Below are 13,450 nucleotides of genomic sequence, written 5' to 3'. Positions count from 1 at the left end.
AATTAGCAAAAGGTGATGATGATAATGGTATCTATACTAAAAAAGGTGTTGATGACACGTTTCTTAAAACTGCAGATCTTGGAACAAAAGTTGCAGAAAAAGCTGTTGTGGATGCTTTAATACCACAATTAGCAAAAGGTGATGATGATAATGGTATCTATACCAAAAAAGGTGTGGATGATGCATTTGTTAAAACTTTAGGACTTACAGATACGCTAAAAACAGAAGTAGTAAAACAGCCTGTTGTGGATGCTATAACTGCTTCTCCTGATTTTACAAATAAGGTATATATTAAAGCTGCTCCAGCCGATGAAGTTTACACTAAAACTGCTGCAGAGACTGCTTTTGTTAAAGCTACAGAGCTTAAAACAAAAGCTGCAGCGAAAGATGTCGTGAATGCTATATTTGATGCAAAAGACGGCGACAAATCAATTTTAGTGGATAAATTAGGAGGATTTCTTGATGCTACTGACACAGCGTATGGTGACAAAAATGATCAAACAGCAAAGGTGTTCTTAGGAGGTAAAGGGCTAAAAGGGGAGACAGGAGCCACTGGTCCTAAAGGAGCAGATGGTAAAGATGGAGCTCAAGGCCCACAAGGAGAGACAGGGGAGACAGGAGCAGATGGTAAAAGTCCAATAGCTGCTGAAATAGCTGCTGAGAAAGCCTTACAAGAGCATGTAACAAAGATAAGCATACAAAGTCCAGAATTTAAAAGAGCTGTGCAAGAGGAAATGTCACAACCGTATTTTGAGCCTCCAACAAGTGATGATGCTGCACTTAATTGGACTTGGTAATACAGCTTAGATCCAAGTAGTCACGCTACTTGGATGACGTCATATGGTCCTCTGATGACGGAAAAAGGACTCGGATAACACCCTACAATGTCATTCCAGCGCGTGACGCTGGAATCCAGCCTTTTCATAATCATTAAAATGTTGTATTTTAACATAAAACGGCTACTTTTATGCTTACCAACTTAATAAAATTCCTGGATCCCAGTGTCTGGGCACTGGGATGACAAAGGAGAGCAGTGTCAAGCACTGGGATGACACCCTACTAGTAGAAGTTACTCTCAAATGTTTGTTCATGTTAGCTACAAACATTAAGAAATTTACCAAACGAAAAAAAGGCAAAAGAAGCCCTAGTCATTGTCTATTTTCAGTATTGGCGTTTTTTAAGTCTTAAACACTGCAATTTAGCTGCTTTTAAATGCAACTCATCTTAGTTTAAATGTTTAAGAAATTTACTAAGCAGAAAAAAAGGCAAAAGAAATCCCGTATTAGCTAGTTGTCACTCTCTAATCCTGCAAATTGGCGTGCTATACTGTCTTAAACGCTTTATAAGCGCGTTTCAGCTTATATAGGTAAAAACCCAGAAATGTTGTGAAGACGTAGGGTGCGCATAGTGCAAAAAATTAAAAATAAGACGCCAATTACGTAATACTGTTGTCGTTTAATCTGCACAGATTGAAGATAAATGAATACCTTCAGTTTCATGATAAGAGGGCTGGCGAAGGGTGTCAAGTAAGTTTTTTCGTTTCTACCAGCTACTTGGATGACACCACATAAATTAATAAATAGGAAAATTACTACAAATCTTTTCAACTTTAGTTTTCACCGTTCTTTCAATATCAGGGCTATTTCCGCTGATTAATCCTTGAATTACTTCATTCATTAGACCAGCTATTTCTTTAAAATTTTCTGCCTCAAGTCCGCGTGTTGTCTCAGCAGCGGTGCCAAAACGGAGCCCTGAGGTGATGGTTGGCTTTTCTGTGTCAAATGGCACAGAGTTTTTATTGCAGGTAATGCCAGCCCTCTCAAGGCTATCTACAACGTCTTTTCCAGTTAATTTCTGCGATCTTAAGTCAACTAGCACTATATGAGAGTCAGTGCCACCGGTTATAATGTCGAGTCCATGCTTTTGCAATTCTTGAGCTAGTACTTTCGCATTTTCCACGACTTTCTTGCTATAAGTTTTAAATTCTGGCGCCAATGCTTCTTTAAATGCAACAGCTTTTGCAGCTATCACATGCATAAGTGGCCCGCCCTGCAATCCTGGAAAAACTGCAGATTGAATTTTTTTGTGTAATGCTTCATCATTGGTCATCACTATTCCACCACGAGGACCACGCAAAGTTTTGTGAGTCGTGGAAGTCATAACATGTGCATATTCAGCAGGGGATGGATATTCACTTGCTGCAACAAGCCCCGCATAGTGGGCAATGTCTGCAAGCAAATAAGCACCAACTTTATCTGCAATTTCGCGAAAGCGCTTGAAGTCCATTTTTCTCGGATAAGCAGAAGCACCAGCTATGATCAATTTTGGTTTATGCTCCAGCGCCAGCTTTTCTATCTCATCCATATCCAGCAAGTAAGTGTCTTTATTCACTGTATATTGAATCGACTTAAACCATTTACCAGAAAGGCTTGGCGCCGCACCGTGAGTTAGATGCCCACCGCAATTCAGTGACAATCCAAGTATTGTATCACCTGGAGTAAGCAGTGAAGCAAACACTGCTTGATTTGCCTGAGAACCAGAGTGAGGCTGAACATTTGCAAATTTTACACCAAACAACTTACAAAGTCTCTCTATAGCCAGACTTTCAATTTTGTCCACATGCTCACAACCACAGTAATATCTTTTACCTGGATAACCTTCTGCGTATTTATTAGTCAGAAAAGAGCCTTGTGCCTCCATTACCGCTTTGCTTGCAAAATTTTCTGATGCAATTAGTTGCAGTTGTGATCTTTGGCGTTGCAATTCTTTTTCTATAGACTGATAAACCTCGTTATCAAAAGACTTTAAACTATTTTTAGAGCCACAGATTTTTTTTAAAACACTCATCATAGATCAAACCTCGCTTTAATTTTAAGATGCACAAGCAATTTTAAGACTGCTTGTCCTGCTTTTTTAACCATAAGAGCCCAAAAACAGCCACCAGCAAACATACAGGAATAATAGATGTTGCTTTTATCAGCAATTCAGCACTATAAATAGGACTTCCATGTATAATCGCTTTATCCCAATAAGAACCTATTACCTTCGCAATTCCAGTGTGAAAGAGGTAGCCAAAAACCATAACTATCATATTTGATACAGCTGTAGTTAATCCTATTAAGTTATTATTTACATAACTTAATGCTTTGTACAGTGTTACTATTTGATATCCAGAAGCGAAACCTATAACAAGAAGTGCAGGCAATACAATATACAATCCGCCAGCCCGTGTAAAAAGTAAAAGGAAACTAGCAATCATTGCAAAGGAACAGACAATAATAACTTCATAATGTCTATTTGGGTATTTTTCTAATATGTGAGCAAAAGAGCGCAATCCAGCTGCAAATCCTACATATATAACAGAAGAAATTGAAGACGCTAGATCACCGGCCATTTGATATACCTCACATAAAAAAGCTTTTGTCCAAGCATCAGCAAAACCTTCTAGTGGACCTACCATTAAGCCACCAAAAAAACTAATTAGAATGATATATTTATTGAAAAGCACAGTTTTTAGATCCTTCATGCTAATTTTTTCTTTTCGAAAGTCGTAAGCATTGTAAGGAATAACTAAAAATAAAGATAAAGCGAGTAAGAAACCAAACCCTGAAAGAATATAAATTACGTAATTCCAACCAAACTCATCAAGCAAAAGTTCTATTGGTAGACCACCATATATTGCCCCTAATAGCCCTATAATAACAGATATGCTTGCCATTTTTGCTGATTTTTCTCGCGAAAAATACATACTGGCAACTTTAAATACTCCTATTGCTGACGCAGACGAGCCAATCCCAACAATTATTCTACCTAATACTGAATAATACCACTCATCAAAGCACACAAGAGGTAATGTTCCAATAGATACCAAGACAGCACAAATAGGTAAAACAATTTTTGGACCGAATCTATCAAAACAAAGACCAACAGGGATATGAACTAGTGTAAATCCCACATAGTAGAGACCATTAAATTGCCCTAAATCTGCAATGCTTATATTAAATTTTGTTATTAATACAGGCGCAATTATGTTTGGCATGACACGTAACACATACTGGTATGCATAGAAAAGAGATACTATCAACCATACAAAAAAATTACTTTTCGACATACCTACCACCTAATAAAACCCTATTACAATTAAAACAAAAATATCAAAGTAAAATAAAGTATTATATTTCATAATAACAAGAGCCTTAAATTAGTACATCTAACGATTTTATCATACGAGCCTTCGATAAATTATCTACTTATTACAATCAACTTCTCTAAAATCTTTATTTTTTAACCATAAGAGCCCAAAAACAGCCACCAGCAAACATACAGGAATAACTGATGTTGCTTTTATCAGCAATTCAGCACCATACACAGGATTTCCTTGTATTATTGTTCTATCCCAACACAAATCTACTATTTTTGCGATCCCAGTGTGAAAAAAATAGCCAAAAACCATAACTATCATGTTTGACACAGCTGTAGCCAGGCCTACTAAGTTATTATTTACATAACTTATCGCTTTGTAAATGGTAACCACCTGATATCCAGATGTGAAGCCAATAATAAAAAGCGTAGGTAATACAACATACAAGCCACCACTCTGAGTAAAAAGCAAAAGAAAACTAGCGATCATTGCAAATGAGCATGCAATTATTACTTCATAATGCTTATTTTTATATTTTTCCAATAAATAAGCCAAAGAGAATGATCCTGTTAACATTCCTATCAATATTACGGAAGAGAGAGAAGATGCCAAGTCTTCATTCATTTTATATACTTCAAAAAAGAATGCTTTCACCCAACCATCGGCAAAACCTTGCATTGGACCGACCATGAGTCCACCAAAAAAGCTAATTAGAATAATATGCTTGTTGAAAAGTATGTTTTTTAAGTCTCTAATGCTAACTTTTTCCTGTTGAGCATTGCTTTCAGGCGTTACTAAGAACAGCAACAGAGCAAGTAAACACCCAAATGCTGAGAATGTATAGATAACATAATTCCAGCCAAATTTATCAAGTAAGAAGTCTAAAGGTAACCCGCCACATATCCCTCCCAAAATTCCTATAATTATAGATAAGCTGGCCATTCTTGGTGATTTTTCTTGCGCAAAATACATGCTTGCAACTTTAAAGATTCCAATTGCCGAAGCGGATGACCCAATTCCCACAATTATTCTTCCAATTATTGAATAACTCCACTCATCAAAGCATATAAGCGGTAGTGTTCCGGTAAATGTCAAAACGGTACAAGCAGGTAAAACAAACTTTGGTCCAAATCTATCAAGGAAAAGACCAATAGGTATATGAGCTAGCGTATAGCCTACATAGTATAACCCACCAAACTGGCCAACATCTGCAATACTTATGTTAAATTTTGTTATTAATTCAGGCACAATTATGTTTGGAATTACGCGTAATATATATTGGTATGCATAAAACAGTGACGTCAACAACCAGATTAAAAAATTCCTCTGCAACATGAATCTCAGCTAAAATTTAGGATTATAGATACTTTAGTTATAAAAAACAATACTATATTAATCATCTAAATCTGCTTAGCTCTTTTTACAGCTTATAACTTTAAGTAACCAAAAGCCTATCATTCCTATTAGTAGGCATATAGGTATTATTAACATAGACTTAACCATTACATCAGTTCCATAAAATGGCTTTCCATCGATAATTTCACCGTTCCAATAAAAATTCATTATATTTGCAATAATGACGTGAAAAAAATAACCAAAACTCATAACTATGGAATTACCTACAGATCCTGCACTTGCTACTGCTTCGTTTTTTACACAACTTACAACTTTAGCAGTAAAAACAATTTGGTATGCAGAAGCAAGACCAATAATGAATAGTAATATACATGCCAGGAGTTCACTAATATTGCATATAAAAAGTAATAAGAACACAATTATCATGGCCATAGCACAAGAAATTATTATTTCATAGTGCTTGGTTGGATTTTTTGCTAATATGTAAGGAAGTAATAAATGCCCAAAGCCAAAGCCTATTAGTATCCATTTTGAAATGCTATATGCAATGTGTCTATCTATAGCGTACATCTCATGCAAGAATGTTGCGGACCACGCATCTGCAAAGCCTTCTAATGGTCCAACCATAAAACCGCCAAACAAACCTATCAATAAAATATCTTTATTAAATATAACTTTGCTTAAATTTTTAATATTTAATTCTTCGTCTGAGGTGCCAACTTTAGGTATAGATATAAAGGTAGTTAAAGCAAGCAATAATCCAAGCATTATACACACAGTAAATAAATAATCCCACCCAAACTTATCAAGTAAGACATGTAATGGTTTGGTGGCAAATACACCACCTGAAATGCCAATAATAACCGATATGCTGAACATCATGGCAAATTTTTCTCTATGGTAATAGATTCTTATTATTTTAAAGAGTCCAAGTACTGAAGCAGAGGATCCAATACCAGTAATTATTCTTCCAATAATAGAATAACTCCAATCATTAGAACTGACTAAAGGTAAAGCACCTAAAGATGTTAATGCAATACAAATCGGTATAACAACTTTAGAACCAAATCTATCTAAAAGAATACCTACAGGAATATGTGCTAACACATAACCTACATAATACAGTCCACAAAATTGTCCTATTTCTGTTGTTCCTATATTAAACCTTACTACCAATTCAGGAATTATAATATTTGGAATTACGCGTAATATATATTGGTATGCATAAAACAGTGACGCCAACAACCAGATTAAAAAATTCCTCTGCAATACTTTACCCCAAAGCTAGCATTATAGATACTCTGTTTATAGAAAACAATATTTTTATGAATACTTATTTTAATTTACCGGAATTTTATACAGTTGAACTCATAGCCAACATAAGTAGTTTATGCATTAACTAAATTTTCCAGGTTCAAGTTTGGATGATGGAAAAAGTTCACTTTTTCTATTTTTAAAAGAGACCTTTTATTTTACTTATAATTTTTTCTACCATATCTACAACTGGCTCATGAATAAGGTATATGAAAAAAATTACACCACAAATGATAAGTATATTTATGATTTTACCCTTATTCATCTTTATCTTGAGCTTCACTTTTGTTACAAGATCCATTTTATTTATGTTTTTATTTCATGCTGACAATTATATCTTAAATACCATAATTTTCAGTAAAATTTGACTTCAGAAGTATTCTATTAATTCAATATTAACCTTTTTATGTGTAAAATAGTTAATATAATATTAAAGCAGGCTGATGAATATAAGCACGATAGATAATACGCTGCAAAATTACATAACAAAATACATTGAACAAACATTCGCTACACACGTGCTAGGCAATAGATACGACAAATTGTATAGGAAACTTCTAAGTGGTATAGAAGAGATAATAAAGCTTGCTGTAAATGAAGCAAAACACTACGATGAAAATTTAGAAGATCTATATAACGATTCAAGATTTAATAAGAAATTTATTCAAGCTGTTGCTAAACATCAGGTGTCGGAATTTTTAAATACCTATCCGAAAAGAAAAGAAATTGTTGCAGAATTTTACAATGAACATCACATTAACGAAAGTGATTTAAAGACTCTGGAAAAGGGGAAAGATTTAGTAAATAAAATAAATAACATTAACTTACTGCAACAAAATGAAAAAAATGAGGAATTCAATATTAGAAAGACACTTGCTCAATCAATAAAAATGCCTTCCATAGAAAAACACAAGTTAGAACATTCAAAATAACCTTGGCGAAGTATGGCAAAATATACAACTTATGGATAGTCTATTTCATTTTAACTCCTGGCACGCTTTAGTAATACTATCACATCCAATTTCTAATTGTTCCTGAGAGGTTGCATAAGAAATTCTGATAAAATTTTCTAGACCAAATGCAATTCCTGGAACCACAGCAACCAAATGATCTCCCAGTAAGTATTCAGTAAAATCTAAATCATTATTTATTATCTTACCACTTTTTGTGCTTTTACTGAGCAATCCTTCACATGAGACAAATAAATAAAACGCACCTTGTGGAACAGACGCTGATAATCCCGGGGCAGAATTTAGCTCTTTCACCATAAAATCTCTACGACTCTTAAAAATCCTTGTTCTTTCTTTCAAAAAACTATGATCACCGTTTAATGCTGCTGCTGCTGCTGCTTGTGCTATCGAATTTGGATTAGAAGTGCTTTGAGACTGCAGCGTAGAGATAGCTTTTACCACATCACTTCTACCTGCAATATACCCTATTCTCCAGCCTGTCATTGCATAGGCTTTTGATACTCCATTGACTACAAAAACTCTATCATAAAGCTTCGGCTCAACCTGAGCGATAGTAAAAAACTTTTCGTCGTATATTATATGCTCATAAATATCATCTGTAACGACATTCATATGTGGATATTCAAGCAATATTTGTGCTATGTCTTTCAATTCATCACATGTGTACACAGCTCCTGCAGGGTTGTTCGGTGAGTTAAGAATTAACCATTTAGTTTTTTTAGTTATCCTGCTTTTCAATAATTCCGCTGTCAGTTTAAAATTTTGTTTGCATTCTACTACAACTGGCAAGCCGCCAAAAAGACTTACCATATCAACATATGAAACCCAATAAGGAGCTGGAATAATAACTTCATCTCCAGAGTTAATTGTTGCCATGAACAAATTGAATAACACCTGCTTAGCACCTGTACCAACACAGATTTGGTTAAGCGTGTACTCGAGGTTATTATCCTTTCTTAACTTATTAATTATTGCTTCTTTCAGCTCACGCGTTCCATCAACAGCAGTATATTTAGTCTTACCTTCACTTATTGCTTGAATAGCTGCTTTTTTTATATGATCTGGAGTATCAAAATCCGGTTCTCCTGCAGCTAAAACACAGATCTTTTTTCCTTCATTTTTCAACTTATTTGCCTTATCAGTTACAGCAATCGTAGGTGATGGTTTTATTAGGGACATTCTTTTTGCAAGGTCTGACATATCTTACTGAAGCTAAATTCAAATGATAAACCCCGTACAACAAAAAAGCTAGAATTTTGTGTATTGTATTAGTAGCTTTTTACCAGGTTTACCAACGCAGCAATATTTTCAACTGGAGTATCAGGGAGTACTCCATGTCCGAGATTAAATATGAAGGGTAAATCTCTAAAGCAATCTATTATACGTTTTGCTTCTTTGATTGCTTCCGTTTTATTATAGGCTAAAAGATTAGGATCAAGGTTTCCTTGTAGAGGGATGTTTAGATTCGCTTTCGCCCATTTTATTGGAACATTATAATCTATACTTACTGCAGATACACCTGTTTGTTCGCAGTAATCTTTATAAAGATTTCCAGCAGACCTTGGAAAACCTATTATTGGAAAATCAGAAAATCTATCCTTTATTGCCAAGATAATTCTCTTTGTTGGTTCGATAACATATTCTTTAAACAATGGTTCCGACAACGCACCAGCATTACTGTCAAATAGCTGAATAACATCTGCTCCAAATTCTATCTGTTTAATTAGATAAATAATCGTTACTTCCGTTATTCGTTCAATTATTTCCTTCAAACACGAAGGATAAAAATTTAATACTTTGGAAAAAGTTTTGCTGCTCCCACCTTCTATGATATATGAGGCTACTGTCCATGGTCCACCAGCAAATCCTATGAGAGATTTTTCTTTTGGTAATTGGCTTCTGACTTTTTTTATAGCGTTTAGAATTGGTAAGGTTTTAGTTTCAATTTCTTGTGGACCCTTCAATTCCTTAGGACTTTCCACGGGTTTTATTATTGGACCTACACCGCGTACGAAATTCACGTCACAACCCAAAACATCAGCTATTATTAAAATGTCTGAAAAAATTATCGCCGCATCCATGTCAAATCTTGTCACCGGCTGTAACGTCAATTCTGTCACTAAATCTGTGTTGTAGCATATCTCCATAAAATTATTCATATTTTCTACTGCTTTGCGGTACTCAGGAAGAGACCTGCCAGCCTGACGCATTAGCCAGATAGGTACTCTTCCACCCGGCTCATTTCTCTTAATAATTTTCGCTATTGTTGTTTTGCCGCTTTCCAATCTATTCTATTTATTCTTTTGTATATTAAAGTATAGTAATAATAATAGTTCTATCAATAACTTGTTACTAACTTAAAATTCAGTAAAAATTGGCGTTGTTCAACTTGTGGATAAATATATGAGTAACTTTCGTATATTATTGATTTTCTGTTATGATTTATGTGTATAAGTAAGGTGTTTAGAGTGTTAGTAATTTTCTTTTATGGAAAATACTTTACCATCATGCATTGTTACACAACTATGTATATGTTGTTGAAAAAGTTGTTGATCAATTGTTGGTATTTTATATCAACAAATAATTTACAAATTAATTTGACATTATTCACATGCTTATTAAACATTTAATAACAGTTTTCTTGATAAATCTAATCTGAAAACGTTTTTGCCATTACAGGGAATAAATTGAGTAAAAAAAGAACCTTAGTAGAAAAAATAGCATATAGAATTTTTCTCTTCCTTTTCAAAAAAGCTTCTGTGTTGAAAAAGTGTGCAACTGAGGCATTAATGAAAGATCTGCCAGACCTTAATATATTTAATGGTCTATTAAAATTCCGCGATTGTGGTATAATGGATATAATGACTCCACGTACAGAGATATGCGCAGTAGACATTGAGTCAAGCGAGCGTGAAATAATAAAGAAGATAAAAAACACTTGCCACACTAAAATACCAATTTATAAAAATAACTTTGATAACGTAATAGGCTTTTTTTATGTAAAAGATGTTATTTTTAATAGGGATAAAAATTTTAATCTGAAACATATTATACAAAGCGTAATATTTGTTCCACCCTCGATGAAGACAACTAATCTTTTTGTTAGGATGAACTCTTCTAAATCATGCTTAGCTATCGTATTGGATGAATATGGTGGAACTGATGGTTTAATTTCAATGACTGATCTTATAGAGGAACTAATACCAAACATTGATAGTGAAAACGAAATAAATTCAGAATATACCATTACTGAATTGTCTCAAAATAAGTTTGAAGTATCAGCAAGGGCTCTTATAAAAGATATAGAAGAGGATCTAAAAATAGAATTACGTGACCCTGAAGAAGACTATGTTACACTTGGTGGTTTGATTCTTTCGATTGCTGGTAAAGTACCTTCTGTAGATGAAGTCATTAAATATAAAAATGGTATGAAGTTTATCATCAAAGATGCAAATGAGCGCTACATTAATAAAATAGTACTAGACTTAAGTGATTACAAAAATTAGATTTGGTACCCCTTGTCGGGGAATGCCTTGACACGAAGAAAAAGTTGTAATAACCAAATATGCAACTCAAGTTATAGTTAAACCTATTTCCAGCAAATTATTTTCGCAAGTATAATGCATTTCAGTGTTATAGTACTCTAATAATAAAGAGGTCATATAGATATTAATATCTTTTGTATTTAAATTAGTGTCATTTTTTTTGATTAATTTGTCTACTAATGATTTGCTTATTGGTTTGTGTTCATTTAAAATTTTTATAGTTAATAGCATTTTATCTTCTGTTTGACTCAGTAAAACAGATACTAGTTCAACTTCCGCCACTGCACTGGCTATAGTTAGCACCATATTAGAAATTATCTTATTTATCTTTTCAATTAAATCTTCCTTATTTTTTGCAGAGTATGCGTCTATTTTCCACGTAAGCTTTACTTTTTTTTTAATAAATAATTTTCGATATTAGATTTGGTCTTATCAAAGCTATAATTATCCATTGAAGAAGAATATGCCTGCTTCATAACTTTATGTTTATATATTAAATCATCAGAGCTTTCTTTAAGAAACAACAACGCTTCCTTCTGCGCATCAGCATCATTCTTATCTATTACTTCAAGCTCTTCTACGCCAAACGTTATTCCATTCATAGAGTTAGCAAAGTCATGAAGCAGCCGTCCTGATAGCAGTTCCGTTATTAACAGTATGTTTTTGGTATTTTCGTTCATTGGATAATTATAAATGATTTAAGTTACCCTATATTGGTAAGTATATAATAGTCAATTAAGAGAAAGTTTCGTTGCACTTTTTATATCAAGGCATTAATATAGTATTAACAATTTTAAAATTTATAAAAGGATTATGAATACTTATACCAGATCAGGAATAGATATTGAACTATATAATAAGTTAATAAAAGAAGTCAAGCCTATTGCTCAAGAAACTACTAGAGAAGAAGTAATCAGCGAAATAGGTTCATTTTCTGCGTTATTTGATTTTGCTGCACTAAGTAAGAAGTATGACCATCCAGTACTCGTTTCCTCAACTGATGGAGTAGGTACGAAACTGTTGATAGCTCAAGAAGTGAATAAACATGATACTATAGGTATAGATTTAGTTGCAATGTGTGTAAATGACTTACTTGCACAAGGAGCAACGCCTTTGTTTTTCCTTGATTACTTTGCAACAGGCGTTTTGACCAAAGATGTTTTATTATCTGTGGTTAAGGGCATTGCAGAGGGGTGCAAGCAAGCTAAAATAGCATTGGTTGGTGGGGAAACTGCAGAAATGCCTGGAATGTATGGTAATAATCACTATGACCTTGCAGGGTTTGTGGTTGGTGTAGTTGATCGAAAGCAAATTCTTCCAAACTGTAGTATGATGAAAGCAGGTGATTATATAGTTGGCTTAGAGTCAAGTGGAATTCACTCAAATGGGTTTTCTTTAGTGCGCCATGTTTTCAAAAGCTTAGGTATAAATTATAACGATACATCTCTATGGAATAATAAATCTTGGAGTGAAATACTACTTGAACCAACAAAAATATATGTTGATTCTTTGCTGCCTATCATGTCACAAGTAAAAGGTATTGCGCACATCACGGGTGGTGGTTTGGTAGACAATATTCCGCGAATTCTTCCAAAAAACTTATTTGCAAACATAGACATTAATTCCTGGAAATGGCCAGATATATTTTTATGGCTAACAAAGGAGGGTAAAATAGAGAAGAAAGAAATGCTAAAAACATTTAATTGTGGTATTGGTATGGTATTGATCGTAAGTTCTGAGAATATGCAAAACATGAAAAATCATTTCCAAAAACGTGGAGAAAAAATTGAAATTATTGGAAAACTTGATGAGGCATGTAACCCTCCACTTGATAGAGTAGTATTTAGTTAACCTAACTTTACTGACAGTCTTTTTGCAACTTCTAGGTATGCTTCCTTTAAATCTCCTAAATTCAAACGAAAGACATCTTTGTCTAGCTTTTTATAAGTATTTTTATCCCATAATCTGCAGTTATCAGGGCTAATTTCATCAGCTAAAACGATTTTAGTACTGTCATTTATTAATCTGCCAAATTCTAACTTGAGATCAACTAAATATATACTTGCATTTGAAAATAGGTGAACTAATATTTCGTTGATTTTTAAAGTTGTAGTTTTAACTTC

General features: G+C 33.9%; 14 protein-coding genes. 4 read left to right on the top strand and 10 right to left on the bottom strand.

Going from position 1 to position 13,450, the window contains the following annotated elements:
• The coding region (locus ACIPNH_RS05570) for a collagen-like triple helix repeat-containing protein (RefSeq protein ID WP_400772157.1) at positions 1-797 on the top strand (797 nt) is incomplete at its 5' end.
• Positions 798-971: 174 nt separating this feature from the next.
• Here the strand turns inward: ACIPNH_RS05570 and ACIPNH_RS05565 are convergent.
• From ACIPNH_RS05565 to ACIPNH_RS05545, 5 genes are all read right to left on the bottom strand, one after another.
• Positions 972-1,106, bottom strand: coding sequence for a hypothetical protein (locus tag ACIPNH_RS05565; protein WP_400772155.1), 135 nt, complete (start codon positions 1,104-1,106; stop codon positions 972-974).
• A 466-nt stretch (positions 1,107-1,572) separates the two neighbouring features.
• On the bottom strand, positions 1,573-2,850 hold the full coding sequence (gene glyA / locus ACIPNH_RS05560; RefSeq protein WP_264723937.1) for a serine hydroxymethyltransferase: 1,278 nt from the start codon (positions 2,848-2,850) through the stop codon (positions 1,573-1,575).
• A gap of 40 nt (positions 2,851-2,890) precedes the next feature.
• Positions 2,891-4,111: an MFS transporter gene (locus tag ACIPNH_RS05555; protein ID WP_400772153.1), complete on the bottom strand. Its 1,221-nt coding sequence runs from the start codon at positions 4,109-4,111 to the stop codon at positions 2,891-2,893.
• A gap of 135 nt (positions 4,112-4,246) precedes the next feature.
• Positions 4,247-5,476, bottom strand: a complete 1,230-nt coding sequence (locus ACIPNH_RS05550; protein ID WP_400772151.1) for an MFS transporter — start codon at positions 5,474-5,476, stop codon at positions 4,247-4,249.
• 75 nt (positions 5,477-5,551) lie between these two features.
• Positions 5,552-6,766 carry an MFS transporter gene (locus ACIPNH_RS05545; protein WP_174515889.1) on the bottom strand — a complete coding sequence of 405 codons (1,215 nt, stop codon included), beginning with the start codon at positions 6,764-6,766 and terminating at the stop codon, positions 5,552-5,554.
• A 488-nt stretch (positions 6,767-7,254) separates the two neighbouring features.
• On the opposite strand from ACIPNH_RS05545, the gene ACIPNH_RS05540 reads away from it, so the two are divergent.
• Positions 7,255-7,743 (top strand): hypothetical protein, encoded by a 489-nt coding sequence (locus tag ACIPNH_RS05540; RefSeq protein ID WP_006280043.1) that lies wholly within the window; start codon positions 7,255-7,257, stop codon positions 7,741-7,743.
• A 45-nt stretch (positions 7,744-7,788) separates the two neighbouring features.
• On the opposite strand, the gene ACIPNH_RS05535 is transcribed toward ACIPNH_RS05540, so the two are convergent.
• Positions 7,789-8,982: a pyridoxal phosphate-dependent aminotransferase gene (locus ACIPNH_RS05535; RefSeq protein WP_010082012.1), complete on the bottom strand. Its 1,194-nt coding sequence runs from the start codon at positions 8,980-8,982 to the stop codon at positions 7,789-7,791.
• A gap of 68 nt (positions 8,983-9,050) precedes the next feature.
• Positions 9,051-10,067, bottom strand: a complete 1,017-nt coding sequence (gene hemE / locus ACIPNH_RS05530) for a uroporphyrinogen decarboxylase (protein WP_012673335.1) — start codon at positions 10,065-10,067, stop codon at positions 9,051-9,053.
• A gap of 402 nt (positions 10,068-10,469) precedes the next feature.
• Here hemE and ACIPNH_RS05525 point away from each other — a divergent pair, with 402 nt between their 5' ends.
• Entirely contained in the window at positions 10,470-11,288 is an 819-nt protein-coding gene (locus ACIPNH_RS05525; RefSeq protein WP_007549273.1) for a transporter associated domain-containing protein, read from the top strand.
• A 66-nt stretch (positions 11,289-11,354) separates the two neighbouring features.
• Here ACIPNH_RS05525 and ACIPNH_RS05520 read toward each other — a convergent pair whose 3' ends face one another.
• Both ACIPNH_RS05520 and ACIPNH_RS05515 read right to left on the bottom strand, forming a co-directional pair.
• The gene (locus ACIPNH_RS05520) at positions 11,355-11,699 is read right to left on the bottom strand and encodes a hypothetical protein (protein ID WP_233395610.1); all 345 of its coding nucleotides are present in this window, start codon (positions 11,697-11,699) and stop codon (positions 11,355-11,357) included.
• Between the two features lie 14 nt (positions 11,700-11,713).
• Entirely contained in the window at positions 11,714-12,007 is a 294-nt protein-coding gene (locus tag ACIPNH_RS05515) for a hypothetical protein (protein ID WP_006280049.1), read from the bottom strand.
• 133 nt (positions 12,008-12,140) lie between these two features.
• On the opposite strand from ACIPNH_RS05515, the gene purM reads away from it, so the two are divergent.
• Positions 12,141-13,178: a phosphoribosylformylglycinamidine cyclo-ligase gene (gene purM / locus ACIPNH_RS05510; protein ID WP_400772148.1), complete on the top strand. Its 1,038-nt coding sequence runs from the start codon at positions 12,141-12,143 to the stop codon at positions 13,176-13,178.
• Here purM and ACIPNH_RS05505 read toward each other — a convergent pair.
• Positions 13,175-13,450, bottom strand: a 276-nt coding sequence (locus tag ACIPNH_RS05505; protein ID WP_400772146.1) for a phosphoribosylaminoimidazolesuccinocarboxamide synthase, incomplete at its 5' end; no start/stop codon positions are given. The genes purM and ACIPNH_RS05505 overlap by 4 nt on opposite strands.

The sequence above is a fragment of the Wolbachia endosymbiont of Drosophila barbarae genome (assembly GCF_044752445.1).
GTDB lineage: Bacteria > Pseudomonadota > Alphaproteobacteria > Rickettsiales > Anaplasmataceae > Wolbachia > Wolbachia pipientis.
The sequence above is the reverse complement of the archived record's forward strand: the minus strand, read 5'-3'. Positions and strand labels throughout refer to the sequence as shown.

What these genes read in the sequence shown, in the direction of transcription:
- ACIPNH_RS05565 (WP_400772155.1), bottom strand. Translation starts at nt 1,106, where the DNA reads ATGTTTGTAGCTAACATGAACAAACATTTGAGAGTAACTTCTACTAGT.
- glyA (WP_264723937.1), bottom strand. Translation starts at nt 2,850, where the DNA reads ATGATGAGTGTTTTAAAAAAAATCTGTGGCTCTAAAAATAGTTTAAAG.
- ACIPNH_RS05555 (WP_400772153.1), bottom strand. Translation starts at nt 4,111, where the DNA reads ATGTCGAAAAGTAATTTTTTTGTATGGTTGATAGTATCTCTTTTCTAT.
- ACIPNH_RS05550 (WP_400772151.1), bottom strand. Translation starts at nt 5,476, where the DNA reads ATGTTGCAGAGGAATTTTTTAATCTGGTTGTTGACGTCACTGTTTTAT.
- ACIPNH_RS05540 (WP_006280043.1), top strand. Translation starts at nt 7,255, where the DNA reads ATGAATATAAGCACGATAGATAATACGCTGCAAAATTACATAACAAAA.
- ACIPNH_RS05535 (WP_010082012.1), bottom strand. Translation starts at nt 8,982, where the DNA reads ATGTCAGACCTTGCAAAAAGAATGTCCCTAATAAAACCATCACCTACG.
- ACIPNH_RS05515 (WP_006280049.1), bottom strand. Translation starts at nt 12,007, where the DNA reads ATGAACGAAAATACCAAAAACATACTGTTAATAACGGAACTGCTATCA.
- purM (WP_400772148.1), top strand. Translation starts at nt 12,141, where the DNA reads ATGAATACTTATACCAGATCAGGAATAGATATTGAACTATATAATAAG.